This window comes from Marinobacter guineae (genome assembly GCF_002744735.1).
In the GTDB taxonomy this organism is placed as follows: domain Bacteria; phylum Pseudomonadota; class Gammaproteobacteria; order Pseudomonadales; family Oleiphilaceae; genus Marinobacter; species Marinobacter guineae.
In genome coordinates this window covers 183124-207329 of the sequence record NZ_KZ319339.1, presented here as the reverse complement: position 1 = coordinate 207329, position 24206 = coordinate 183124, and the positions used below count along the sequence as shown (strand labels likewise).

Below are 24206 nucleotides of genomic sequence, written 5' to 3'. Positions count from 1 at the left end.
GGGCCTGGTCAGGGATTGTCCTGCTTTGGCAGAGGCTGGATGCTGTTGATGTCGCCGGATGGTACTGCTGGCTCATCCTTGATAATCACAAAGATGGCGCCCCCAATGATGGCAATGGCAACGATGACCTTGAGGATGATCGATTTCGACATGGATGGCTCCTCTTTGGATCTTTTTGGCGTCTGGTAAGAGACTATGGGCAGTGGGCGCCTATAACAACCTCAAAGCCGTAAAACTGAGCATCCTACAAAAGTCGCTTCGACAGTATAGGCGGTCTCGGCAATACTTTGACTAAGTTAGCGGAGAGGGCAGTCCGGCAGATGCTCCCAAAATCGTGCGGAGCCAGGGGTAAAGCACGGAGGGCTTTACGGGCAAGCCATGGAAGGCTTGCCCAGGACCTTTAGCGCGACGCAGGAGCAATAAGCGCTAAAGGGCGGAGCCGAGCGTACAAGGACGTATTTACAGCGTATTTTGGGAGCATCTGCCGGACTGCCCGGTGCACCGAAGTTCATTGAAACTGGAGAACCCTCATGTCAGAACAATCAGGACCACTGGTCCAGAAACACAGTGAAAACGGAATCACCACGCTCACGCTGAACCAGCCGGAGCGGCGCAACAGTTTGTCTATGGCCATGCTGGAAGCGCTGTCTGCGGAGCTGGAGGCGATTGCGGCGGATTCGGAAACCCGGGTTGTGGTGCTCGCCGCCAAGGGCAGCGTGTTCTGCGCCGGGCACGATCTGCGGGAAGTCCGGGATCAGTTCGATAGCCATGAGTTCCAGCTGGAGCTTTTTAACCAGTGCAGCAAGGTGATGCAGCAGATTGTGAATCTGCCAAGACCGGTGATCGCCCGGGTGGCCGGCGTTGCCACTGCGGCGGGCTGTCAGTTGGTGGCCAGTTGTGACCTGGCGGTAGCGGCGGATACTGCGCGGTTTGCCACGCCCGGGGTGAATATCGGGCTGTTCTGTTCAACGCCGATGGTGGCGCTGTCGCGCAATGTGTCGCGCAAGCATGCCATGGAAATGCTGCTGACTGGCGAGCTGATCAGCGCGCCAAAGGCGGAGCGGCTGGGACTGGTTAATAAGGTAGTGGATGACCAGGTTCTGGACGAGACCGTCTACAAGCTGGCCAGCACCATTGCCGATAAATCCGCCCACACCCTGAAGATTGGCAAGGAGGCGTTCTATCGTCAGCTGGAGATGCCTCTGGCGGATGCCTACGAGTACACCTCAAAGGTGATGGCGGAGAACATGATGGCAGACGATGCCCAGGAAGGTATTTGTGCGTTCCTGGACAAGCGCAAGCCGGAGTGGAAAGACAGTTGAGTACGGCCCGGCTTATCGAGTCGGGCAGTTTTCTGCGCCAAGGTACAGGTGATCGCCCGTCTGGATTCGGTGTTCCCGGAAGAACCCGGCGTTCATCTCCACGGCATTGATGAAGGGCACGCCGGCGGGGTAGCTGGGGCATCCGGCACCGCTGGCAGAGGCACAGGGCACCATGTGCCGGATACTGCCAATCACGCCTTCTCCATTCAGGTAGGCGATATCCAGTGGAATCAGGGTCTTGTACATCCAGAAGCCGTGATCAGCGTCCCTGGGTTTGCGGTATTTGAACAGCATGCCGGCATCCGGTGCCATGGAAGTGCGGCCCATGAGTCCCTTACTGCGCTGTTCCGCAGTGCTGGCCACTTCCAGTTTTATGGGGATCGAGCCGGCCTCGGACACGAAACAGGCGTCGATCACCGGCAGTCCTTCCTGGGGCGCGGCTACCCCGGAGGAGCAGCCATGGATGACGGAACCGGCTGCGAGTATCGCCCAGAACTTCAGCGTGTGGAGCATGCCGCTTCGAGGCTTCAAGAGCGCAGCCTGTAGCCGGTTTTGAAGATCCACCAGATGCCTGCCATGCACGCCGTCAGGAACACCAGGGTCATGCCTACGCTGATGGCGATATGAACGTCTGAAACGCCGTAGAACGCCCAGCGGAAGCCGCTGATCAGGTAGACCACGGGGTTGAACAGGCTGATGGTCTGCCATATCTCCGGGAGCATGTCGATGGAGTAGAAGGTGCCGCCCAAAAATACCAGGGGCGTTACGATCATCATGGGCACGATCTGCAGTTTCTCGAACCCGTCTGCCCAGATACCGATGATGAATCCGAACAGGCTGAAGGTTACGGATGTCAGAACCAGGAAGGAGAACATCCAGAACGGGTGCAGCACGTCGTAATCCACAAAGAACTTTGCCGTTGCCAGAATAATCAGCCCCAGGATGACGGATTTGGTGGCGGCGGCGCCCACGTAGCCGAGCACCACCTCCACGTAGGACACCGGCGCCGACAGCACTTCATAAATGGTGCCGGAGAACTTGGGCATGTAGATGCCGAAGGAGGCGTTGGAGATGCTCTGCATCAGCAGGGAGAGCATTACCAGGCCGGGAATGATGTAGGCGCCGTAGGCGATGTTGTCGATGTCGCCCATCCGTGAGCCGATGGCCGAGCCGAAGACGACGAAATACAGGCAGGTGGAGATCACCGGCGAGAGCACGCTCTGCATCAGGGTTCGCCTCATGCGTGCCATTTCAAAGTTGTAGATTGCGCGAATACCGTAAAGGTTCATGCCTTTCTCCAATGGGCCGGCGGGTGCTTATTCGTGCACCAGGCCGACAAATATCTCTTCGAGGGAGCTTTCCCGGGTTTGCAGGTCGCGATATTCAATCCCCAGATCACCGAGTGTGCGAAGTAGCCGGGCCACGCCGGCCTGTTCCTGCTGGGAGTCAAAGGTGTAAATCAGTTCGTAACCGTCATCCGACAGCTCTACTGGCTCCAGCATGAGTTCGCCGGGCATCTTGTCCAACTTCTGCTGCAACTGCAGGCGAAGTTCTTTTTTGCCCAGTTTGGTCATCAGCTGGGCTTTGTCTTCCACCAGGATAATTTCGCCGTTCCGGATAACACCAATGCGGTCCGCCATTTCCTCGGCTTCTTCGATGTAATGGGTAGTCAGGATGATGGTGACCCCGTTTTCCCGGAGCTTGCGGACCATTTCCCACATGTCCCGGCGCAATTCCACGTCAACGCCCGCAGTGGGCTCGTCCAGAAACAGGATCTGGGGCTCGTGGGAGAGCGCCTTGGCAATCATCACCCGGCGCTTCATGCCCCCGGAAAGTGACATGATCCGGTTGTTACGCTTGTCCCACAGGGACAGGTCTTTCAGCACTTTCTCGATGTGCGCGGGCTTCGGCGGCTTGCCGAACAGGCCTCGGCTGAAGGATACCGCATTCCAGACGGTCTCAAAGGAGTCGGTATTCAGCTCCTGGGGTACCAGGCCAATGGTCTCACGAGCCTTGCGGTAGTCTTTTATAATGTCGTAACCGGCGGCTTTTACTTCACCGGTCGATGGATTGACGATGCCGCAGATAATGCTGATCAGCGTGGTTTTGCCGGCGCCATTGGGGCCGAGCAGGGCGAAAATCTCGCCACGCTTGATGTCCAGGTTGATGTCTTTCAGGGCCTGGAAGCCATCGCCATAAACCTTGCTTAGGTGCTTAACGGAAATATCCGGCTGCACGGGCGTGTCCTGTGGTCAGAATGGGTCGAATTGAAGGCGCAGTATTTTCTCATGACTGACGCCAGTTTAGAAACCTTTGCCTTGGCAGGAGAAACCACCATAATGCCGGGCTGGTTTATTCGGAGCGCCGTTATGTTACGCGGAATAACAGTGGTGGGATTGATCCTGGCTTTGACTGCTGCAGTGGTCTATGGCCCGCGAATGCTGGGCGATGCCGGTGATGGCGGTAAACAAGGCGAGAGCGGACAGCCCACGGCCGAGTGCGATCTTCTCGCGGGGCCCTGCCAGTGGACGACCACGGCCGGTCATTGGGAAGCGGCTCTGGAAACGTTAGGCGAGGGTGAGCAGGGTACTGAATACCAACTCACAGTTACCACACCCGAGCGACCTGCACGGTTTCTGGCGGTTCTGAGAGGCGAATCCATGTATATGGGCGAGTACCCGGTGCCTTTGGGAAACCGCACTGAAAATGAGTATTCCGCACGCTTTACCGCGCCTTTCTGCACTGTGGACGCCACCATGACCTGGCGTGTGGATCTGCAGCAGGGCCAGGAGCCGATTGGTGACGTTCCGCTAAAGCTGGTATTTCAGGCCGAACCACGCTGAGAGCCGCAAACCGGGCGTCGGTCGGCTGACAAGCGGTCGGGATTGTGTAAAATGACCAAATCGCCAATGTCAGGGACCACGTGATGGATTACGGAGATAGCGTTCAGAAGGTACTGCTCAGGAAAATCCGCAAGGCTGAGCAGGATCTGATCCAGCTGAAACTCGATTATTGCCGTTTTGTCTTCGGTCTTAGCCACCGGGCGAAAGTACTTGCCGGCGGCGTCACCTATGTTGTGCGCTCCGTCGATGTGGACAGCATGGCCAATACCGATGACGGCGGGTTCACACACCCTGAGATTACCGGCACCCGGGCAGATGAACAGGACCACGCCGAACCGGTTGCCCTGGGTACCGACTGGGTACTTCAAACAGCGCCGAAGCAGGCCGCCAAATAAACCTTGGTGGTGATCAGATCAGCAGGTTGGCATGGTCTGCAGGGCCAGCTTTCTGCGAATGTAACGGCCCAGGGTATCGATGCCGATGTTCAGCAGGGCGGTGATCAGGATCAGGATCATGGCGCGGTCAAACCGGATGTTCTGGATGGCGCTGTCGACATAGAAGCCCAGCGTGTAGATACCCAGAATTCCGAGAATGGCCGTTTCCCGCATAATGATTTCCCACCGGTAGAAAAGAAACGCAAGGAATGACCGGTAGACCCTCGGAACCAGTTCCCAGCTGTAACGGTTGAAACCGGTGGGCGCATCCGGGCGCAGGCGTATGGTATTGGTCTGGCGGCCAATCAGGTGGCCGATAATGCCACCGTTGTGAAGTGCCAGTGCCACCACCGCGGGCAGCATGGATGGTCCCCAGAGTTGCAGGAGGATATAGGCGAGGATGTATTCCGGTGTAGACCGGGCGATCACCAGAAAAACGTGCCCCGATGTGCGCCGTACCGGGCCGCCGAAATGATTGGAGATCAGCGGGAAGGCCAGAAGCGTCAGTATGCCCGTAGCCACCAGGGCAATCTGGGTAAGAATCACGGTATTCCAGATGCCGGGCAGGGCCTCGTTGACCATCAGCTCACTCAACCAGGGCACAAGGCCCCCGAGGCCTTCACCGTCTCTCAGGGGGCTGGGCACGATGTCTTCAGTGAAAAATCGTTCAACGTTGCCCCAGACAATAGGCAGTCCTTCGCCCAGAAAGAACGGTGCTCCGAGTACATAAACCGGTAAAAGCCGTGGTCGTACCCACAGGGGCATGGTCGCGATCAACACGTAAAACAGGATCAGCATTGCCCCGGCATCGGAGTAGAGTCCCTGGGAAAACGACGATTCCAGGTAGAAGCCGAGCGTGGGCAGGCCGACAAACCCCAGAATGGCGCTGGAACGAAGGCCGCACTCCAGGCGGTAGGCGGTGTAGGTCCGCAACTGTACCCAGCAATCGGGAATCCGGGTATAGAGAAACGCCGCGATAACCCCGGTGCGCGGCGGAAGCAGTCGGCCCGGTTCCGGATCCACCTCATCCAGTATCTCGGAATAGACCTTGGCGAAAATCCCGGAGTAGGGAATGGCAATTGCCAACACACCCGTGAGCGGGTGGAAACCGAAGAACTGAAGGAAAATCAGCGCCCAGAAAAGCTCATGGATCGCCCGGATAAAGGCACAGAATATCCGGACCGGCAGGAAGCGGTAGACGAGAGACAGTAAAAACCCGCAAACGCTACCCAGTGCCACCCCCACAAAGGCAAAGGCAACCGTTCTCAGAAGCGCGGTCATCAAGCCTTCGCTGCTGAAGAAATTCGGAGTGATCACGCCAAGGAAGAAATTGCCGAGATCCCGCCAGGGGTTTGATGCGGTTATGGCGATGTCTGCGAACAGTAGCGAAAACAGGGCTACTGCGACAAATATCAGGCTGGTGCGAACCGTCGGGGAAGAGAGCATGAAACTGGCCGGTTCCCTAATAGAGAGACATGATGTCTGAAGCCGTCAGGCGATCACTGGTTTCGTCCAGGGCAACCTGTCCGTCCTGTATTCCGACGATCCGGTTGCAGTATTTCAGCGCCATTTCAACATCGTGGAGTGCCACAATGCTCGTGGCGAACCGCTCCCTGAGCAGCTCCATTACCTGGTGCGCCATGGGGCCGTCGAGGGCGGAAATCGGCTCGTCAGCAAGCAACACCGGCGCATTGCGGTACAGCGCCCGGGCAATGGCAACACGCTGGCGTTGGCCCCCGGAGAGCGATGCAGTCGGAATCCAGAGTTTTTCCGACATACCCAGCTCTTTCAGTAGCTTGCGAACCTCGTCCCGGTCCCGGGAAAATGGGCGTACCAGGGTAACCGTATTGTACCAGGTGGAGTGTTTGTCGAGCTGGCCCATAAACACGTTATGGAATACCGGCAGTGCATTCACCAGGCCCAGATCCTGGGGTACCAGGGAGGACTCGCGATTAACGCGTTCGTGAATCAAACGGATGAGCGTGGACTTGCCGGCACCGCTCTTGCCAACCAGAGCGACCTTTTCACCCTGTTTAACTCTCAGTGAGAGCGGGCCGATAACCCGCTCACCGCCGAAAGAGGCCGTGAGGCCCGTTAGGTCAAAGCCTGACATCAATCGAGGATTCCGATCTCTTCCGCAGTCTTGCGAATTGGCTCGTAATCGTCGTTGGAGGCAGGAATGAAGTCGGAGCGCGGGAAGCTCTCGAGTAGCTTTTGATCGTCCAGGTTCAGAAGGGCTTCGGTAACGCGCTGTTTGAAGCCATCGCCGAAACGCTCGTTGACATCACCGCGGATTGTCCACTGGTAGTCCGGGTAGGCTGGTGTTGTCCAGATGACCTGAACCGCGTCGGTGTCGATATTGCCGTCTGCCAGTTCTTTCTCCCAGACCTGAAAGTTGAGGGCGCCCACTTCATAGGTACCGGCTTCCACGAGCCTCAGGGTACGGGTATGGTTGCCACTGAAGCCCACGCGGGAGAAAAAGTCTTCGGGCTGGGCTCCAAACACGTCCCGGATATAGAATTCGGGCATCAGACGTCCGGAGGTGGAGCCTTTGGAGCCAAAGGTAAAGGTTTTGCCCCGGAGTTCGTCCTCCAGCGAGGAAAGCTCATCCGCAGGCTTGATGCCAGTGCTGGTGTTGGCAATGAAGTAGGTTTCAAACGCTTGATCTTCCACGCCCTGGGCAATCGCTTCGGAGCCTGGCACCAGACGGCGCGCCTGCACACCGGAAAGCCCACCAAACCAGGCCAGCTGAACCTGATTGTTGCGGAACGCAGAAACAGCTGCAGCATAGGATTTAACAGGAATGTAGCGGACTTCGACATCCAGCTCACTGGAGAGGTAATCGGCAACACCTTTGAAGCGCTCTACCAGTTTTGTTTCATCCTCATCGGGGATGGCTGTGAACACGAAGGTTTCAGCGGACGCCGATGCTGCGGTGAAACAGAAAAGACTGGAAATCATCAATTTCCGTATAAGATTAAGAGCCATGGTTGTTCCTTGAATTGCCAGACAGTTTGGATTTGCAACGTTGGGTTTTGAATCGAGGGAAACCAACGATTCCCGGTGTCCGCAGGATACCTTGATTTACCTTAACTCTGAACAGCTATACGATTTGCGGGTTTAATTGGCTCAGAGTCTGGCGCCTTATTTTTCACTCATTCAGTCCCAAGCGAATGCCATGAAAATAATAATGATTACACCAGCACAGCCTGGATCAAAAGCGGGCAATCGAGCCACGGCAGAACGCTGGGAACTGCTGCTGGAGAAAGCCGGGCACAGCGTCTCGGTGGTTACGCAATACAACGGGGAGGCTTGTGACGTTTTCATTGCACTGCACGCCTGGCGCAGCGTCGGAGCGATTCGCCAGATTCGGCAGTCCTGGCCGGACAAACCCTTGATCGTTGCATTGACCGGAACCGACATCTATTTGCACCAGCATGAATTTCCGGAAGACACGCTTTACTCCATGGAGGAAGCGGACGCGCTGATCGGGCTGCATGAACTGGTCGCAAGGGACATACCCGCCCGATTCGCCACCAAACTGGTCACGCTCTTCCAGTCAGCGCAGGGGCCTGAAGCCTATCCTTTACCGCAGCCAGCTCTGGAGGATGCCGGGTTTGGCGTGTGTGTGATTGGTCACCTGAGAGAGGAAAAGGATTCCCTGCGGGCGGCTTACGCGGCGAGGTTGCTTCCAGATGATTCGAGAATACAGGTTTGGTGCGCTGGCAAACCCCATAACGAAGAATGGCAGAGAATGGCCGAGCAGGAAATGGAGCGGAACCCCCGTTTCCGCTGGCTGGGCGAACTGGAGCAAGACGAAACCCGGCAGCTGATGGCAAACAGCCGTCTTATGGTGATCAGTTCCGTGATGGAGGGTGGTGCCAATGTTGTCTCAGAGGCTTGCCGGGCCGGCCTGCCGATGATTGCCTCAGACATTCCTGGTAACGTCGGATTGCTTGGAAAGGATTATCGCGGGTATTTTCCAGTGAATGATGAGAAGGTCCTGGCGGAGATGCTTTACCGTGCGGAACAGCATCCGGATTTCCTTGCAACCCTGCAGGCCCAGGTCAGTAAACTGGCTGGGCGCTTTGTACCGGAAAGGGAGCAGGCCTCTCTGGAGCAGGCGCTGAACCTTGCGGTACAGCGCTGCTCAGAGAGGGTTTAATCCCGGAGGGAAATGGGCTCTATGGGACCACTTTCGTCCTGACCCGTGACCCGGCCAATGATGGCGGTGTGGGGGTATCCAAGAGCCTTCAGCTCCCGGACACACTCCTCAGCCTTGTCAGCAGCGACGCTGGCGAGCAGCCCCCCCGCCGTCTGGGGATCAAAAATCAGCGGATAACGGGGATGATCTACCCATTTATCCTGATCACGGATACCGCGCCGCAACCGTATATTAGCCGGCTGCAGAGAACTGAGAATGCCTGCGGCTGCGGTTTCTTCGGCGCCCGGTAACACCGGAATGGCAGACAGATCCAGCTCTGCATCCACCCCTGAGGGCTTGGTCATTTCGACCAGGTGCCCGAGCAGACCAAAACCGGTCACATCCGTGCAGGCTTTGGAACCGAACTTCCGCAAACAATCTGCTGCAGCCTTGTTGGACTGAATCATGGAAGCCAGGGCAGAGTCGATCCAGCGACCTTTGGCAGCCAGCCGGGCATGGGCGGCAAAGAGTGTTCCTGTGCCGATGGGCTTGGTGAGGATCAGCACATCACCGGCTTTCAACCCACCCTTGCTCATCACGTCTTCCGGGTCGATCAGGCCGTTTACCGCAAAGCCCAGCGCCAGCTCCTTGCCTTCACCGGTATGGCCGCCCACCAGGGCACAGCCTGCTTCGTTCAGCACTTCCACGGCGCCAGACATCATCTGGTAGACCACGTCTTCAACCTTGGATTCAATGCCATAGGGCACCGTGGCCACTGCCGTAGCGCTCTGGGCTTCCGCGCCCATGGCAAAGACATCGCCAAGGCTGTGGTTGGCAGCCACCTTGCCAAATACGTAGGGATCGTCGATGAAGGCCCGAAAGAAGTCCACGGTATGAACCACCGCTTTGCCCGGCGGTACCTTGAGAACCGCCGCATCATCCGGAGCGTGAAGGCCGATGAGGATGTCGTCCCGTTCGATGGGCTTGAGTTCGCCCAGGGCCCGGGAAAGCACGGTGCTTCCCACTTTTGCGCCACATCCGCCACAGCGCATGGCTACGGCGGAAATGGCCTGGGAGGCTTCCTCAGCGTTTTGAGCGGCGGCCGTATCCGGCAGTTTCGATTCTTCCTCCATGGGAGGCAGATCGTTGAATTTTTTCATGAACCGGCGATCAATCCAGTCCTTCCAGCGCCACACCCAGGCGCCGTCAAACTGTCTGTCACCACGGGACGCTACCGCATATTTGTCCCCTGTGCTGATCAGCGCCAGCCATTTCTTCTGCGGGTAAAAATCTCTCGGGCCTTTGCCGGTTGCCAGGCGTTTGAGATTGTCTGCAAGGGGTGGTCCTTGCCGCACCGCAAACACACCCGCTTTCTCCCGGGGGTGGTTGGTTACATTGGCGATATCGCCTGCAGCAAAAATATTGTCGTCGTTCTCTACCTGCAAGGTGTCTCTAACCCGTAGGAAAAGGCCATCATCCAGGGCCAGGCCCGTTTCCTTCAGCCACTCCGGACCTCCGGCCCGGGTTACCCAGAGTACCTCGTCGGTTTGCAGGGTTTCGCCCGCTTCCGTAATCAGCAGGTTTTCCTGAACCTTGGTAACCGGGGTCCCAAGATGAACTTTCACGCCACGCTCAGACAGCGTTTTCCGGAATACCTCCCGAACCTTCGGGTTGTGGGTGGGAAGAATTTCGTCAGCAGCGTCAAAGAGGTGGAAGTGCAGCTGGCCGGGGTCCTTGCCTCGCTGTTGCAGCTCGTTCCTGAGGCGGAACTGCATGGCCAGAGTCAGTTCAACACCGCCGGCACCGGCACCAACAACGGCCACCGTGAGCGGCCCTTCGTGATTTTCAATGCGGGAGAGCAGCGCCAGCCAGCGGTTGTTGAAACCGGTAATCGGTTTCACCGGAACCGCATGGTCTGAAGCACCGTCAACGTCATTAACCCGGGGAGACGAACCGATATTGATGGAGAGAATGTCGTACGGCACATCCGGCCGGCCGCGGCAGGTAACCCGCTTGCGATCACGGTCAATGCCGATGGCCTCGGCCCGGTAGAAACGGGCTCCGGCGTATTCCGCCAGTCGACTCAGATCGATGTGGACATCGTCGTAGCTGTAATGGCCCGCTACATAACCGGGCAACATGCCGGAGTAGGGGGTGTGGGTGTCTCGGCAGATGAGCGTAACACGCACGCCGGGGACCGGGTTCATGGCGAACCGCTTCAGGACCCCGACGTGGCTGTGCCCGCCGCCAATCAGGACTATGTCCCGTAAAACAGGCTGGTCAGGCGTCCGCATCAGTTAACTTTTTTGGCTTCAGCAGACAGCTGGCTGTATCCCTTGATATTCGAAAAGGCCTTCAGCATTTCCTGGTCTGCCTCCGAAGGGTTGGCGATCTGATCGATGGAGGTGATGCCCGCATCCTTCATCTTCTTCGCGGTCGCCGGCCCAATACCCTTGACCAGGGTGAGGTCGCTCTTGTCCACCGGCTTCGCGGCCTTGGCGGCAGGTGCTTTCTTCGTGGCCGGTTTTTTGGCAGCGGGCTTCTTGGCTGCTGGCTGGCTGGTAGCCGTTTTTGCTTTTGAGGATGCCTTGGTGGTCTTCTTCGGCGCGGCATCCTTGGCAGCGGTTTTGGCTTCCTTGCTGACTTCATCGGTCAGCTTTTTCACCTCTTTCCCAGCCTCTTTGGAGGCAACGCCAAGGCGCTCAAGGATGCTGCTCTGCAGCTCGTGGAACTCGTTCAGGCGACGCTCGAACTCTTCGTGGAACCGCTTCATCTCACGGTCACGCAGTTCGTCAATTTCTTTCAGCAGCTTGCGCACCGGTTCCTGAACCTGATTTTGCAGGCTGTCGAATTGCTTCAATGCATCGTTGACCAGGCCTTCAATCTGGGAAGAAGTCTTTTCAAACTCCTTATTGACCTTTTTGACGATCTTATCAACGTTCTGTTTGGCTTTCTTCGCCATGTAATGTCTCCTTACAGACAGGTTTCAACAAACAATCAGGGTCAGGCCATTTGCCGGAAACCGGGTACGGAGCCTGAGGAACGACGTGATTTGAGCGACTGCTTTTTGGAAAGCACTTCCCGGATCCTGCGAAGTTTCTCAGCGGGGGAAGAGTTTCCGTTGGAGTCGAACTCCACAAAATCGATGGAATAAAAATAATTGCTACAATGCTTTCTGCGCTCGGTCACCAGACCAGTCAGACCTTCGGCACGAATCTTGTCAAAGGGCATATCCATGACCAGATCCAGCACCACGGTATCACCCGGGTTGAACACCTTGTCGGTTTTCATGACACACCCATAGCCATCCAGTTCATACAGGGAGGCTTCGACAAGTTCCTTCCTGAAAAGGCCCTGCCTGACTCTGAAACGGGCTACAAGATCCGGCAATGCGTCGTTCATGAATTCAGGTTCTCTGGTGATTTCCGTATCCACAGCAACCTGCCTCATTGGGAGACAGGCTGGATATTGGTTAAACAATAGACACTGACTTTTGGTTTTGCAACGCCGTCAGTGCCATACGATGGACCCCTAAGGCAGTTTTTTAACAGCTTTACCTGGTTGTTCGGGCCAAATTACTTGTTTTTCAGTTCGTACATATCAACACGGCGGTCTTTCAGATTGGTGACGGACCCTTCGTTACGCACCAGTGTGAGCTTTTCCAGATCCATGTCCGAGAACATGATCATCTCGGTATTCGGCGTTGTCTCTGCCATTACCGCATCGTGGGGGAAGGCAAAGTCAGACGGCGAGAATACGGAGGACTGGGCATACTGGACGTCCAGATTCTCAACTTTCGGCAGGTTACCGACGCTGCCGGTGATTACGACATAACACTCGTTTTCGATGGCCCGGGCCTGGGCGCAGTGTCGAACCCGGAGATAACCGTTCTTGGTATCGGTCCAGAAGGGCACAAGGATAATGTCCACATCCTGGGCCGCAGCCATACGGCCCAGCTCCGGGAACTCGATGTCATAGCAGATCATGATGGCAACCCGGCCGGCGTCGGTTTCGAACACCTTGAACTCGTTGCCACCCTCGATGACCCAGTCACGGCGTTCGTGGGGCGTGATGTGAATCTTGCGCTGCTCGTCCACCCGGCCATCACGGTGGCACAGGTACGAGACGTTATACACCCGGTCATTTTCAATCAGCGGCATTGAGCCGGTGATTATGTTTATGTTGTAACTGACTGCCATTTCGGACATTTCTTCCCGGAACTGCTGGGTAAACCCGGCCAGGAAACGAATGGCCCGGGTCTGGTCCATCTGGTCGGTCAGGCCCATCAGCGGGGCGTTAAAAAATTCCGGGAACAGGGCGAAGTCGCTCTTGTAATCGGAGAGCGCGTCAACGAAGTACTCCACCTGTTTCAGCACTTCCTCCACGGAGGTGAACTCACGCATCTGCCACTGTACGGCACCCAGACGAACCTGAGTCTTTTTAACGTTCAGAATCGACGATGGCGGAGTGTACAGAATATTCCGCCATTCCAGCAGCGTGGCATAACCGAGGGATTTTTCATCCTCTGGCAGGTATTTGTGCATCAGCCGGGTAACCTGGAAATCGTTCGAAAGCTGGAAGCTCAGGATCGGATCGTAGATTTCCTTGCGGTCTACCCGCTGAATGTACTCTTCCGGTGAGTACTGCTCGGCGTACTTGAAATAGTTTGGGATACGGCCGCCTGCGAGAATCGCCCGGAGGTTCATGGAGCGGCAGAGCTCTTTTCGGGCTTCATAAAGCCGACGCCCCAGGCGATAACCGCGGTAATCCGGGTGAATGAATACATCCAGCCCGTACAGGGAATCCCCGTTGGCGTTATGCCAGATCTTTTCGTTCCGCAGGATCAGGTCGTCATAGGTGTGGGGGTTGCTGAACCGTTCGTACTTCACGAGTACAGTCAGCGCTATCGCCACCAGTTCCCCACTCTCCTCAATGCAGATCTGTCCATCCGGGAACTGCTCTACCAATGCCTTGATGGTGTCCTTGGGCCAGGCGCCCCCGATGTCATCGTAGACCCTGTCCATCAGCTTCTGGAGCTGATCATAGTCCTCAAGAGTCAGATTCCGGAGGTTAAGATGCAGTTCTTCATGGGCCATTCAGTTCGGCTCCCGTTTGAATAAAAAGAGAATAAAAGGGCTGGAACCCCCAATACATTGAAAGTTTATCAGAAGCCGCTAAAGACTTCGCATAACGGGCCGAAACAAGACTTAACGGATATCAATTCCTGCCGGGTGTACCCTTCATCGCTTTCCGTGCATCCACCCACTTTTTATTCCAGAGGATTTGAATGTGCAGCTGACATTCGGGCAAAAGCTCCTGACGGCTTTCGGTATCTTGCTGCTGTTGGTCATGGGGGCGTTTACGCTCTCAGGCGATTTACGACTGCAGAACACCACAGAAACCTATGTAGACGCGTTGATCGACGACGCGGTGCAGCAGAGTACGTCGAGCATTGCCGATTGGCTCAATACCCGGTTGGTAATGACCGAAGCCACAGCCAAAGCACTGGAGACCGCCGAAAATGACGAGGAGGCCCGGATGGTTTTGCAGGCTATCACCACCGGGGGCGGATTCAGGGACGTTTATGTGGGTCGGACCGACGGCTACATGTTGATGAAGTCCCCCGAAGCCAACGCAACTCTGCCCGCAGACTACGATCCCCGCCAGCGCCCCTGGTACAAGAAAGCCATGAGCCTGGGCAGTGCCTCATTCACCGAACCTTATCAGGATGCCAGCACCGGCGACATGATCATCTCCACCCTCGCTCCGGTGAAACGGGGTGACTATGAAGGTGTAGCTGGAGCCGATATCGGACTGGGCGCGATCGCCAAAACGCTGTCCACCGTTACCCTGGCCGACACGGGCTACGCTGCACTGATCAACGAACGGGGCACGGTTCTGTTTCATCCCCGCCAGGAACTGGTCGGTGAGAATATCAGAGGATTGATCGGTGGCAAACCGAACCTGGATGGCAATGCCCTTGTTTATGAAGACGAACAAGGTACCTGGAGCGCCAGTTTCCACCCCATCAGTGGAGCCCGAGGCGTGAACTGGTACCTGGGTACCTTTGTGAATGACGACAAGATCAGTGCGCCGGTACAGAGTGCCCGGATGACAGGCCTGGTCATGGCCGTTATCGGCCTGATCGTTTCTCTGGTAATTCTGCACCTTGGCATCAAGATTCTTATGGCTCCGGTCCGCGGCCTGAATAATGCCATGGCGGATATCGGCAGCGGCGATGCGGACCTGACCCAGCGTCTGGACGACAGCGCCAAAGATGAATTTGGTCAGTTAGCGAAAAGCTTTAACCGGTTCGTTGAGAACATCCAGACCGTTGTACGCGATGTCCAAAAGGGCAGCGCTGATCTGGGCGAAAATGTCAGTTCTCTAAGAGATACCGCCAGTGCCAGCCGCGCCAGCGTTGAGAGCCAGCAGGCCGAGATTGATATGGTGGCTACGGCCATCAATGAGATGTCTGCCGCTGCCGGTGAAATTGCCCAGAACGCCCAGCAGACCGCAGACGCCGCCAATACGGCCGACAGCGAAAGCCGGGCATCACTGGAGACGGTCGCAGCCTCCCGGGATGCAGTTCAGAAACTGTCGAAAGAAATCAACGCCGCTGCGGAAGTTATCGATACCCTTGGCAAGGATGTAAGCTCCATCACCACAGTGCTGGACGTAATTCAGGGCATTGCCGCGCAAACCAACCTGCTGGCACTGAATGCAGCTATTGAGGCCGCCCGGGCTGGTGAGGCGGGGCGCGGTTTTGCGGTAGTTGCCGACGAAGTACGCAACCTGGCCCAGCGCACCCAGTCCAGCACCGAGGAAATCAGTAACATGATTGAGCGCCTGCAGAAGGGCGCGAATGATGCAGTGGAGGTTATGAAGGCCTCAACGGCGGTTTCCAACGTCAGTATGGAAAAAGCCCAGGACGCAATGGAGGCACTGAGTCGAATTGCCGAGGCTATTACATCCATCAGCCAGATGACCTCGCAGATTGCAACAGCGTCGGAGGAGCAGACGTCGGTAACGGAAGAGCTCAACTCATCAATCACCCGGATTGCTGATCAGGGCCAGGAAGCGGCGGCCGCTGCAAGTGAGAACGATGTCTACAGCGGCCAGATTGAAAGTATTGGCAATACGCTCAATCAGAACGCGTCCCGGTTCCGCGTCTGAGCTGGATGCTGGGATTCAGCCTCAACGGCTGAGGATGTCGAGGCGCCGGCGCAGATTGTTCAGTGTCCGGCGACCAACATAACGTGATTCTTCGCTGAGGAAAGGGTTCTCAAGCGTAATCACAAAACGTTTGTCCAGATCCAGAACCTCGACAGCACGGCCGTAGTAGGTTTTGAGAAACTGGCCAAAGCTGCCATCGTGAATGGCCCTTTCAAGCCCCAGTTGCAGGCGAAGGGCGGTTTGCTGATCGTGGGGGCCTACGAACAGATAAGACGGCATGGGGTAGGCTATCAGCAGGTTCGGTTCAATCACCAGGTCCGGGTCCTGCTGATCTTCCAGATCGTAAAGAATCTCACTCACGCCTCGCGCAAAACACTCGAAACGCTCATTACGCAGCATTCCAAAGAGGATTTCGTATCTGGAATGGGTTATCACCCGAATACCATTGGCCTCCAGCACCGGCGTATCCGGCCAGTGCGACCCCTGGCCAATGCGGATGTCGCTTTGCTTCAGATCCTGCAGGTTACGGATGCCCTCAAATAGTGGAAGGGATTCCGGCAAAACCACGCACACCCGAAAACCCAGTAAACCGCCATCAACCGGGATAGGGACCGCAGTAAGGAAGTTCTCCCGTTCACTGGATGTGGCGACATTGGCGATATCGACCAGACGGGACTGGCGGTCATTCAGCTCCCGGAGAACCCGCCCCTGGCTTAGCTCCTCACTGCGGATAAGTTGATATGCGCCGTATTCCGGGGTTTTGGTCAACGCAAGCTCAACAAGTGCCCGGATAGCCGGGCTGTCGTAATTCCGATACCACAGAATGTAATCGCGACTGTTGACCGGGGCCGTCCCGGCCGAGACCGGCAATGCCAGCACGCAGCAGAAAAGCAGGGTAGCGAGACGGAGAGCGGATTGCCGGACACCGGCGCGGATTTTGAGGGCGGTCAGACAAGGTTCCAAAACAGAAGTCCTTTCTTAATCCGGAAGAATCCGGCCCGAGTGGTTGTGGTTATTCATACGGGCACAAGACACACACTTTAGAACAGAAATTCAAAAATAAACCGGATTGTGCTCAAAAAAATTGTAAAAGATTCTTGCGATCAGTGAGGCCCGTTGCAATCATCGGCATCGATTCAATTATGGAGCACGGTGATGGCGCTTATTGACAACCTGATTGGTGCAACTGGCCAATGGGTAGCAAGTTCAGACCCAAAAGCTACTCTGGCCAGCCCACTGGCCTGGCTCAAGAAAACCGGCGGTTATGCCGCGGTCAACAGGATTATCGGTTTTTCCATTCCTTTTGCGCCGCGGAACGGGTTCAGGGTAGAGGAAGTGCGGCCGGGTTATGTCCGGGCCAGAATTCGTTTGAAGGGCAACAAAAACCATTTTGGCAGCCTCTATGCCGGCGCCTATTTCCTGGTTGCGGAGATTCCCGGTGGCGTGCTGACGCTGTTTGATCTGGGGCCTTCCTACACGCCGATTCTAAAGGAAATGACCCTGCAGTTCCTGCAACCGGCCAATTCCGACGTAACGGTGGAGTTCTCGCTGGCAGCGGAAATCTTGGCAGCCATTCTCGCCGATGCCGATGAAACCGGCCGGGCGAAATTCACGCTGGAAGGAAAGCTGGTGGATCAGGACGGCAATCACGTTGCCACATCCATCGCGCACTATCGGGTAAGGAAAAAAGGCTTCAAAGGCGAGGCATGAAACTCAGGCCGGCTCCAGGCCTGCAATTGTTTCCAGGAAAATCTCACCGTACTTCTCGAGCTTCGCGGCACCCACACCACTGACTTCCGCCAGCTCTTCAAGCGTGCGTGGCTTGCGCTCGAGCATGCCGAACAGGGTAGTGTCGTGGAAGATCACGTAGGGCGGCACACCCTGTTTATTGGCAAGGGCCTTGCGGCAGGCTCGCAGGGCTTCCCAGCCGGCCTGGTCGGTGATCTGGTCTTTTACCGGCGAACTGGCACGGCCACCGGAGGCGCGACTTGATGTCTTTTTAACCGCCGGATCTTTTCGCAGCTCGATTGTGTGCTTGCCCTTCAGCAAGGGCCGGCACTGTTCGGTTAGCTGCAACGCGCCGTAGCCGTCCGGATCCGCCCGCAGGTAACCGTTTGCCACCAACTGCCTGAATACCGATTTCCATTCGCTGACACTAAGCTCGGTTCCGATCCCATAGGTCGATACCTGATGGTGCCCGGACTGCAGGATGCGCTCGTTTTCAGAGCCTCGCAGTACGTCGATGAGGTAGGTCACACCAAACCGCTGGCCGGTGCGGAATACGCAGGATAGCGCCTTCTGCACGGCAACGGTGCCATCCCAGGTTTCCGGGGGATTCAGGCAGGTATCGCAGTTGCCACATGGTTCATCGAGTTCGTCACCGAAGTAGCGGAGAAGCACCTGCCGGCGGCAACTGGTGACCTCGCAAAGGCCCAGCATGGCATCCAGCTTCTGGCGTTCTACCCGCTTGAACTGGTCGTTGCCCTGGGAACCCTCGAGCATCTGCCGCAATTTGATTACATCCTGCAGGCCGTAGACCATCCAGGCGGTGGAGGGCTTGCCGTCACGTCCGGCCCGGCCGGTTTCCTGGTAATAAGCCTCAAGGCTTTTGGGCAGGTCAAGGTGGGCGACAAAACGCACATCGGGCTTGTCTATGCCCATGCCGAAGGCAATGGTGGCAACGATGATAACGCCATCTTCCCGCAGGAAACGTTCCTGATGGTGGGACCGCTGCTCAGCGGGAAGCCCGGCATGGTAGGGCAGAGCCGTGTAACCTTTCTGGGCCAGCGTTTTGGCTGTCGCATCCACCTTGTTCCGGGAAAGGCAGTAAACAATACCGCAGTCACCTTCGTGCTCTGCTTTAATGAAGTCCAGTAACTGCTTGTTGGCATTTGTCTTTGGCGCAATGCGATACTGAATATTCGGACGGTCGAAGCCGCTGACGAAGTGCTTCGCTTTGGTCAGCGACAGTCGTTCTGCAATCTCCTTTCGGGTTCGCTCATCGGCGGTCGCTGTGAGGGCTATCCGGGGAATGCCGGGGAAGGCCTCCGCCAGCATGCTCAGCTGTAAGTAATCAGACCGGAAATCGTGCCCCCACTGGGAAACACAGTGGGCCTCGTCAATGGCAAACAGGGCGATGGACGCGCTGTGCAGCAACTCAATAGTGCGGGGCTGAATCAGTCGCTCCGGGGCGCAGTAAAGCAGATCCAGTTCGCCTGTCATAAGCGCGTATTCGGTGGCGCGGGCCTGCTCGAAATCCATGGTGGAGTTGAGGAATGCGGCTTTTACGCCCAATTCCTTAAGGGCGGCAACCTGATCCTGCATTAATGCGATCAGTGGAGAGATGACGATTGCCGTTCCCGACCGTACCAGGGCCGGCACTTGATAGCACAGGGATTTACCGCCCCCGGTAGGCATCAGTACCAGGGCATCCCGACCTTCCGAAACTTCCCGGATAATGTCACCCTGCAGCGGCCGGAAGGTTTCATAGCCAAAGACTTCGTGCAGAACCTGTTCCGGGTCCCTGCCTGAGGTGGTGGGGCGCTCGGTGGAAAGCTGTTCGAAATCCTGATCAAGATACATAGGGTAACCGGTTAGTCGGCAAGGAGCCGGTGTTTTGGTGCAGGTAAGATGCGCAGTTCGGCGCGGTGGCCAATGATACCAGATTAACCCTGTCGATTGGCCAGCAAACCGGGTATCCGGATAGAGGCAAAGTAGTGGAAGAAACGCTACAATACCGCGTTTTTGAACCACCGGTTCACGCCATACTGTGACAGACACCGATAATAACAGGGCTTCCATGCAGGAATTTGATGCCATCCGTCCCTATTCGGACGAAGAAACCGGCGCTGCTATTAACCGCCTGGTCAATGATCAGGAATTTCTGGATATGGTCGGTCGCTTCAAGTCGCCGACACTTTCCCGCTGGGCGCCTGCCGTGCTGCGGTTATTTATCCGCCGCTGGCTGGCCAGCCATTTCGGGCACTTCCGTCGTATCGATGACTTGCAGGCAGGGCTCTCCGGCTATGTCGGTGATCTGGTGGACAACACCACCACACGGGTGACCACCAGTGGCCTGGAACACCTCAGCAAGCACAGCGCCCACCTGTTCATTTCAAACCACCGGGACATCGTATTCGACCCGATGGTGGTGAACTATCTGCTGTTCCAGAACGGTTTCCACACCACCAGGATCGCCATCGGCGACAACCTGTTGGCGAACCGCGTATTTGCCGAGATGATGCGGCTGAACAAGAGTTTCGTAGTGCGTCGCAACATGACCAGCCCGCGGGAAATGCGGGATGCCTACATTACGCTCTCCGGCTTCATCAACCACAGCATCGATACCAACAGCAGCATCTGGATTGCGCAACGTGAAGGCCGGGCGAAGGATGGTCTTGATTTCACCGATCCTGCCATCATCAAGATGTTTTACATGAGCCGCAAAAAGAGCGGGGTCAGTTTCGCCGAAGCCATGAACAGACTGCACATTGTGCCTGTCTCTATTGCCTACGAGTACGACCCCTGCGATGCCGACAAGGCCAAGGAGCTGGAAACCCGGGCCCGCACCGGCGAGTACATCAAGAGGGACGGTGAGGATACTGAACAGATCATGAAGGGCATGACCGGCTTCAAGGGCCATGTGCATGTGCATTTTGGTGCCCCCATCCACGATTCACCGGAGAATCCGAAGGACCTTGCAACCCGGATAGATCGTGAAATGCACGCCAACTATCATCTTCATGCTTCCAATCTGGTGGCGTATCAGCAGCGAGGGCTACATCCCGAGGCCCACGCCACACCTGATACCGTAAGTGATTCCGTGGTAACGGCCGAAACCTGGTCGCCTGCTGAAATGGAGGCGGCCAAGGCGGAAATGGAACGGCGTCTGGATGCCTGCGACCCGGCGATTCGACCCTACCTGCTGGATATGTATGCCAATCCGGTGGTGACGGCCCTTGAAGCCAACGCAGAGAAGTCTGACGGTTCGGAATGACCCCGCCCTACATTTTTTCTGACAAGAGGTAGCCCAGTGCAAGATCTTCAGTATATTGAACTCGAGACCGGAGAAAATCCGACAGCGTCGGTTATATGGCTCCACGGCCTTGGCGCCAGCGGACACGATTTTGAGCCGGTTGTACCTGAGCTTGGCTTGCCGGAGGACGCGGCGGTGCGGTTTATTTTTCCTCACGCCCCCAACCTGCCGGTCACCATTAACGGTGGGATGACAATGCCAGCCTGGTACGATATCAAGGCGATGGATATCGACCGGGTGGTGGATACCGAACAGCTGATGGCATCGGCCAAGGCTGTCGGCAAGCTTGTGGAACGGGAAATCGAAATGGGCATTCCCGCCAACCGGATTATCATTGCCGGTTTCTCCCAGGGCGGGGCGGTTGCCTATGAACTGGGGCTCAGCTACCCGGAACGCCTGGGTGGTATTCTGGCGTTATCGACCTATTTCGCCACGGCGGATTCCGTTCAGCGCTCCGAAGCCAACGCCGATATTCCCATCAGCGTTTACCACGGCACCTTTGACCCGATGGTTCCGGAATCGCTGGGTGTGCGTAGTGTCGAAACCCTGAAAGGCATGGGTTACGAGCCCACGTACCAGACCTTTCCCATGGAACATAGCGTGTGCCTTGAGGAAGTGCAGGATATTGGCCGATTCATCCGCCGACACGTTCTGTAAGACCTGCCATGCCCGGGTTCAGACCCAGAGCATGGCGCCCATTTCCAGCGGATGAGTTAACGCCTCGTGATGCGGGTACATCCGCAACCTGAGGGTCTGGAGCCCGGGGTAGGGAGGCTGGACCCGAGTAGAAAATACCGTTCTGCCATCAGCCTCACTCTCTTTTTCCAGAAAGAAACTGTCTGGCCCCGGGCTCCTGTGGGTTCCCGTGCACTCCGGGCTAACCAGGCACTCAACCCGCACATCGTCCGGGCTCAGACCGTTGAGTACTGCCTCTACGCGAAGCTCGACCATGTCGTTGTGGGGGCAGCGAGCCTCGACACAGCCCACCACATGTAATTCAACACCCGGCCACGCCTGCCGAACCATTGCTTTCCAGTGCGCCAGCCCGGTCGCCACCTTGCCCCCTTCGGCCATCAGGAGTGCTCCCTGGCTTGAGGCTGGCTGATAATAATTGGTGACGTAATCCATTACCATGCGCTGGCTGTTGAATCTGGGCGTAATCGTTTTCATGGAGGCTTTCGAGCGCTTTACCCAGCCTCTTGAGAAGCCCTGGGAGGCCCGTTCGTAGTAGAGCGGAACCACCTCGAACTCCAGCAGATCCAGAAGGTCCCGGGCTTCTTCCTCGTTACGGAATTCGGCATCGAGCTCCGTGTCTCTGGGCGGAATCGCCCAGCCATTTTTGCCGTCGTAACCTTCACCCCACCAGCCATCGAGCACGCTGAGGTTCAGGGCGCCGTTAAGGGCGGCCTTTTCACCAGAGGTGCCGCTGGCTTCCTTGGGGTACTCCGGCGTGTTGAGCCAGACATCCACGCCACTGAGCAGGCGCCTCGCCATGGCCTGGTCGTAATCCTCCAGCAGAATCAGGTGCCCCATGAGTGCAGGGTGCATGGAAAGATCGTGGATCACCTTGATCAGGCGCTGGCCGGGTTTGTCCCGTGGGTGGGCCTTGCCAGCGAAAACAAGTACAACTGGTTTGTCCGGGTTGGTAAGAATGCGTTCCAGCCGATCAAGATCGGAGAAGATAAGGGTGGCACGCTTGTAGGTGGCAAATCGCCGGGCAAACCCGATCACCAGGGTGTCTTTTTCTGAAGAAGTCAGCTGCCGGGTCATCCTGTCGGTCACCGAGTGCCCGGTTCCGTTGCGCTTGTGCTGTCGCTTCAAGCGCCGAACAATGAATTCGCCCATCTGTTGTTTGAGGGCTTTATGCACGCTCCAGTAGTGATAGTCTGGAATCTTGTCGATAAATTCCCAGAACTGCTGGTTTCTCAACTCACTCTTCCAGGTCGGCGCCTGGATATCAAACAGGCTTGACCATTCCGGGGCCAGAAAGGTGGGAACATGTACGCCGTTGGTGATGTAACCAAGGGGATTTTCTTCCGCCGGGACCTGGGGCCAGATATCCCCCTCCATCTGGGAGGCAACACTGCCGTGGATGCGGCTGACCCCGTTGTGGAATCGTGAGCCCCGCAGGCCCAGGCTTGTCATATTAAAGGTGTCACCGCCCGCTTTGGCCCCGAGCGCAAACACCGTTTCGAAGTCCAATCCGGATTCCTCCAGGTAACGACCCAGGGCGTGATGAACGAGATCCCTGGGGAATATGTCGTGGCCGGCTGCCACAGGCGTGTGGGTGGTGAACAGGGTGGCGCCGGCGACGGCTTCCAGCGCCGCCTCAAAATTAAGGCCGGAGGCCATGGTGTGCCGGCAACGCTCGAGGATCTGGAACGCAGCATGGCCCTCGTTGATATGCCAGGCTGTTGGTTTCAGGTCCAGTGCTTCCAGTACCCGGGTTCCACCAATGCCCAGAAGCATCTCCTGGCTGATCCGGGTGGACTCGTCGCCGCCGTAGAGCTGCAGGGTCAGCTCCTGGTCTTCAGGGCTGTTTTCCTCAGTGTGACTGTCCAACAGGTACAGCCGTATATGACCGACTCGAGCTTCCCAGACCCGGGCTACCACGTCGCGGTCGGGAAAGGGCACGGACACCTTGAGTACTTTGCCGTCTTGTTCCACCGGCGTTATCGGCAGTTCGTCACTGGAATGGGACTGATATCGGGCGATCTGCTGGCCCAGTGCGTCGATGCTCTGGATGAAGTATCCCTGCTGGTAAAGCAGGCCAATAGCCACGAAAGGCAGGGCCAGGTCACTGGCGGCCTTGCAGTGATCGCCAGCGAGAATGCCAAGGCCTCCCGAGTAGATGGGGAAGCTCTCATGGAAGCCAAACTCGGCACAGAAGTAAGCCACCAACGCATTTTCAGGATCCAGCTTTTCGGTGACTTCCGGCCCGGGACCTGCCTCCAGATAGGCATCATAACTGCTCAGTACCCGGCGGTATTCGGCCAGGAATGCCCGGTCTTCCGAAGCCTCATCAAGCCGGTCCTGGGCCACACGGCGCAGGAACAGCTTCGGGTTATGCTCAACTTTCTGCCAGAGTCGAAGGTCAATCCGGGCAAACAGGCTGCGAACGCCGTGATCCCAGCTGTAAAACAGATCGTTGGCCAGCTCTTCAAGGCGTTCCAGTGCCTCGGGAATAAAGGGGTGGGCCTCAAGTCGGAATTCCGTTGCTCTATGCATGTTGATTGCCTCCAGGCGGACATA

Annotated in this window: 22 protein-coding genes; 8 read left to right on the top strand and 14 right to left on the bottom strand. The window is 56.8% G+C overall.

The window, feature by feature from the left end:
• Positions 1 to 8 precede the first annotated feature (8 nt).
• Positions 9 to 152, bottom strand: coding sequence for a hypothetical protein (locus CLH62_RS21055; RefSeq protein ID WP_170005741.1), 144 nt, complete (start codon positions 150 to 152; stop codon positions 9 to 11).
• Positions 153 to 530: 378 nt separating this feature from the next.
• Between CLH62_RS21055 and CLH62_RS00910 the strand changes: the two genes are divergently transcribed.
• Positions 531 to 1322, top strand: coding sequence for an enoyl-CoA hydratase (locus tag CLH62_RS00910; protein ID WP_099616279.1), 792 nt, complete (start codon positions 531 to 533; stop codon positions 1320 to 1322).
• A gap of 12 nt (positions 1323 to 1334) precedes the next feature.
• Here the strand turns inward: CLH62_RS00910 and CLH62_RS00905 are convergent, their stop codons facing one another.
• Genes CLH62_RS00905 through CLH62_RS00895 form a run of 3 tightly spaced genes read right to left on the bottom strand, consistent with a single transcriptional unit; the run spans position 1335 to position 3559 of the window.
• Positions 1335 to 1853, bottom strand: coding sequence for a DUF192 domain-containing protein (locus tag CLH62_RS00905; protein ID WP_228152740.1), 519 nt, complete (start codon positions 1851 to 1853; stop codon positions 1335 to 1337).
• Positions 1850 to 2611 (bottom strand): ABC transporter permease, encoded by a 762-nt coding sequence (locus CLH62_RS00900; RefSeq protein WP_099616277.1) that lies wholly within the window; start codon positions 2609 to 2611, stop codon positions 1850 to 1852. The genes CLH62_RS00905 and CLH62_RS00900 overlap by 4 nt, the downstream gene beginning before the upstream one ends.
• Before the next feature lie 27 nt (positions 2612 to 2638).
• A complete protein-coding gene (locus CLH62_RS00895) occupies positions 2639 to 3559 on the bottom strand; it encodes an ABC transporter ATP-binding protein (RefSeq protein ID WP_099616276.1) in 921 nt (306 codons plus the stop codon).
• Positions 3560 to 3691: 132 nt separating this feature from the next.
• Here CLH62_RS00895 and CLH62_RS00890 point away from each other — a divergent pair, with 132 nt between their 5' ends.
• Positions 3692 to 4165, top strand: a complete 474-nt coding sequence (locus tag CLH62_RS00890; protein WP_099617581.1) for a hypothetical protein — start codon at positions 3692 to 3694, stop codon at positions 4163 to 4165.
• Positions 4166 to 4248: 83 nt separating this feature from the next.
• Positions 4249 to 4560, top strand: a complete 312-nt coding sequence (locus tag CLH62_RS00885) for a hypothetical protein (protein ID WP_099616275.1) — start codon at positions 4249 to 4251, stop codon at positions 4558 to 4560.
• A gap of 18 nt (positions 4561 to 4578) precedes the next feature.
• Here the strand turns inward: CLH62_RS00885 and CLH62_RS00880 are convergent, their stop codons facing one another.
• Genes CLH62_RS00880 through CLH62_RS00870 form a run of 3 tightly spaced genes read right to left on the bottom strand, consistent with a single transcriptional unit; the run spans position 4579 to position 7587 of the window.
• A complete protein-coding gene (locus CLH62_RS00880; RefSeq protein ID WP_099616274.1) occupies positions 4579 to 6045 on the bottom strand; it encodes a PhnE/PtxC family ABC transporter permease in 1467 nt (488 codons plus the stop codon).
• Positions 6046 to 6061: 16 nt separating this feature from the next.
• Positions 6062 to 6712 (bottom strand): phosphonate ABC transporter ATP-binding protein, encoded by a 651-nt coding sequence (locus tag CLH62_RS00875; RefSeq protein ID WP_099616273.1) that lies wholly within the window; start codon positions 6710 to 6712, stop codon positions 6062 to 6064.
• Complete coding sequence (locus CLH62_RS00870; protein ID WP_211285623.1) at positions 6712 to 7587, bottom strand: putative selenate ABC transporter substrate-binding protein; 876 nt, start codon at positions 7585 to 7587, stop codon at positions 6712 to 6714. The genes CLH62_RS00875 and CLH62_RS00870 overlap by 1 nt, the downstream gene beginning before the upstream one ends.
• A gap of 202 nt (positions 7588 to 7789) precedes the next feature.
• Between CLH62_RS00870 and senB the strand changes: the two genes are divergently transcribed.
• On the top strand, positions 7790 to 8764 hold the full coding sequence (senB, locus tag CLH62_RS00865; protein WP_265734796.1) for a selenoneine biosynthesis selenosugar synthase SenB: 975 nt from the start codon (positions 7790 to 7792) through the stop codon (positions 8762 to 8764).
• Here senB and selD read toward each other — a convergent pair.
• The 4 genes from selD to CLH62_RS00845 form a co-directional block, all read right to left on the bottom strand.
• Entirely contained in the window at positions 8761 to 11037 is a 2277-nt protein-coding gene (gene selD, locus CLH62_RS00860) for a selenide, water dikinase SelD (protein ID WP_099616271.1), read from the bottom strand. The two genes, senB and selD, sit on opposite strands and share 4 nt — an antisense overlap.
• On the bottom strand, positions 11037 to 11705 hold the full coding sequence (locus tag CLH62_RS00855) for a helix-hairpin-helix domain-containing protein (RefSeq protein WP_099616270.1): 669 nt from the start codon (positions 11703 to 11705) through the stop codon (positions 11037 to 11039). The genes selD and CLH62_RS00855 overlap by 1 nt, the downstream gene beginning before the upstream one ends.
• A gap of 41 nt (positions 11706 to 11746) precedes the next feature.
• Positions 11747 to 12145, bottom strand: coding sequence for a hypothetical protein (locus CLH62_RS00850; RefSeq protein WP_099617579.1), 399 nt, complete (start codon positions 12143 to 12145; stop codon positions 11747 to 11749).
• 173 nt (positions 12146 to 12318) lie between these two features.
• Positions 12319 to 13839 carry a bifunctional GNAT family N-acetyltransferase/carbon-nitrogen hydrolase family protein gene (locus CLH62_RS00845; RefSeq protein ID WP_099616269.1) on the bottom strand — a complete coding sequence of 507 codons (1521 nt, stop codon included), beginning with the start codon at positions 13837 to 13839 and terminating at the stop codon, positions 12319 to 12321.
• A 193-nt stretch (positions 13840 to 14032) separates the two neighbouring features.
• On the opposite strand from CLH62_RS00845, the gene CLH62_RS00840 reads away from it, so the two are divergent.
• A complete protein-coding gene (locus CLH62_RS00840) occupies positions 14033 to 15919 on the top strand; it encodes a methyl-accepting chemotaxis protein (protein WP_099616268.1) in 1887 nt (628 codons plus the stop codon).
• Between the two features lie 21 nt (positions 15920 to 15940).
• Here the strand turns inward: CLH62_RS00840 and CLH62_RS00835 are convergent, their stop codons facing one another.
• Positions 15941 to 16882, bottom strand: coding sequence for a hypothetical protein (locus CLH62_RS00835; protein ID WP_407657749.1), 942 nt, complete (start codon positions 16880 to 16882; stop codon positions 15941 to 15943).
• A 192-nt stretch (positions 16883 to 17074) separates the two neighbouring features.
• Between CLH62_RS00835 and CLH62_RS00830 the strand changes: the two genes are divergently transcribed.
• Entirely contained in the window at positions 17075 to 17629 is a 555-nt protein-coding gene (locus tag CLH62_RS00830) for a PaaI family thioesterase (protein WP_099616267.1), read from the top strand.
• A 3-nt stretch (positions 17630 to 17632) separates the two neighbouring features.
• Here CLH62_RS00830 and recQ read toward each other — a convergent pair whose 3' ends face one another.
• The gene (recQ, locus tag CLH62_RS00825; protein WP_099616266.1) at positions 17633 to 19501 is read right to left on the bottom strand and encodes a DNA helicase RecQ; all 1869 of its coding nucleotides are present in this window, start codon (positions 19499 to 19501) and stop codon (positions 17633 to 17635) included.
• 217 nt (positions 19502 to 19718) lie between these two features.
• Between recQ and CLH62_RS00820 the strand changes: the two genes are divergently transcribed.
• Both CLH62_RS00820 and CLH62_RS00815 read left to right on the top strand, forming a co-directional pair.
• Positions 19719 to 20915: a 1-acyl-sn-glycerol-3-phosphate acyltransferase gene (locus CLH62_RS00820; RefSeq protein WP_099616265.1), complete on the top strand. Its 1197-nt coding sequence runs from the start codon at positions 19719 to 19721 to the stop codon at positions 20913 to 20915.
• A 36-nt stretch (positions 20916 to 20951) separates the two neighbouring features.
• On the top strand, positions 20952 to 21611 hold the full coding sequence (locus CLH62_RS00815; RefSeq protein ID WP_099616264.1) for an alpha/beta hydrolase: 660 nt from the start codon (positions 20952 to 20954) through the stop codon (positions 21609 to 21611).
• Between the two features lie 18 nt (positions 21612 to 21629).
• Here the strand turns inward: CLH62_RS00815 and glgP are convergent, their stop codons facing one another.
• Entirely contained in the window at positions 21630 to 24182 is a 2553-nt protein-coding gene (gene glgP, locus CLH62_RS00810; protein ID WP_211285621.1) for an alpha-glucan family phosphorylase, read from the bottom strand.
• Positions 24183 to 24206 lie beyond the last annotated feature (24 nt).

Excerpts from the sequence above, each read along its gene's own strand:
- CLH62_RS21055 (WP_170005741.1), bottom strand. The coding sequence starts at position 152 with ATGTCGAAATCGATCATCCTCAAGGTCATCGTTGCCATTGCCATCATT.
- CLH62_RS00890 (WP_099617581.1), top strand. The coding sequence starts at position 3,692 with ATGTTACGCGGAATAACAGTGGTGGGATTGATCCTGGCTTTGACTGCT.
- CLH62_RS00820 (WP_099616265.1), top strand. The coding sequence starts at position 19,719 with ATGCAGGAATTTGATGCCATCCGTCCCTATTCGGACGAAGAAACCGGC.
- CLH62_RS00910 (WP_099616279.1), top strand. The coding sequence starts at position 531 with ATGTCAGAACAATCAGGACCACTGGTCCAGAAACACAGTGAAAACGGA.
- CLH62_RS00855 (WP_099616270.1), bottom strand. The coding sequence starts at position 11,705 with ATGGCGAAGAAAGCCAAACAGAACGTTGATAAGATCGTCAAAAAGGTC.
- CLH62_RS00850 (WP_099617579.1), bottom strand. The coding sequence starts at position 12,145 with ATGAACGACGCATTGCCGGATCTTGTAGCCCGTTTCAGAGTCAGGCAG.
- senB (WP_265734796.1), top strand. The coding sequence starts at position 7,790 with ATGATTACACCAGCACAGCCTGGATCAAAAGCGGGCAATCGAGCCACG.
- CLH62_RS00880 (WP_099616274.1), bottom strand. The coding sequence starts at position 6,045 with ATGCTCTCTTCCCCGACGGTTCGCACCAGCCTGATATTTGTCGCAGTA.
- CLH62_RS00870 (WP_211285623.1), bottom strand. The coding sequence starts at position 7,587 with ATGGCTCTTAATCTTATACGGAAATTGATGATTTCCAGTCTTTTCTGT.
- CLH62_RS00900 (WP_099616277.1), bottom strand. The coding sequence starts at position 2,611 with ATGAACCTTTACGGTATTCGCGCAATCTACAACTTTGAAATGGCACGC.
- recQ (WP_099616266.1), bottom strand. The coding sequence starts at position 19,501 with ATGTATCTTGATCAGGATTTCGAACAGCTTTCCACCGAGCGCCCCACC.
- CLH62_RS00845 (WP_099616269.1), bottom strand. The coding sequence starts at position 13,839 with ATGGCCCATGAAGAACTGCATCTTAACCTCCGGAATCTGACTCTTGAG.
- CLH62_RS00830 (WP_099616267.1), top strand. The coding sequence starts at position 17,075 with ATGGCGCTTATTGACAACCTGATTGGTGCAACTGGCCAATGGGTAGCA.
- glgP (WP_211285621.1), bottom strand. The coding sequence starts at position 24,182 with ATGCATAGAGCAACGGAATTCCGACTTGAGGCCCACCCCTTTATTCCC.
- CLH62_RS00875 (WP_099616273.1), bottom strand. The coding sequence starts at position 6,712 with ATGTCAGGCTTTGACCTAACGGGCCTCACGGCCTCTTTCGGCGGTGAG.
- CLH62_RS00885 (WP_099616275.1), top strand. The coding sequence starts at position 4,249 with ATGGATTACGGAGATAGCGTTCAGAAGGTACTGCTCAGGAAAATCCGC.
- selD (WP_099616271.1), bottom strand. The coding sequence starts at position 11,037 with ATGCGGACGCCTGACCAGCCTGTTTTACGGGACATAGTCCTGATTGGC.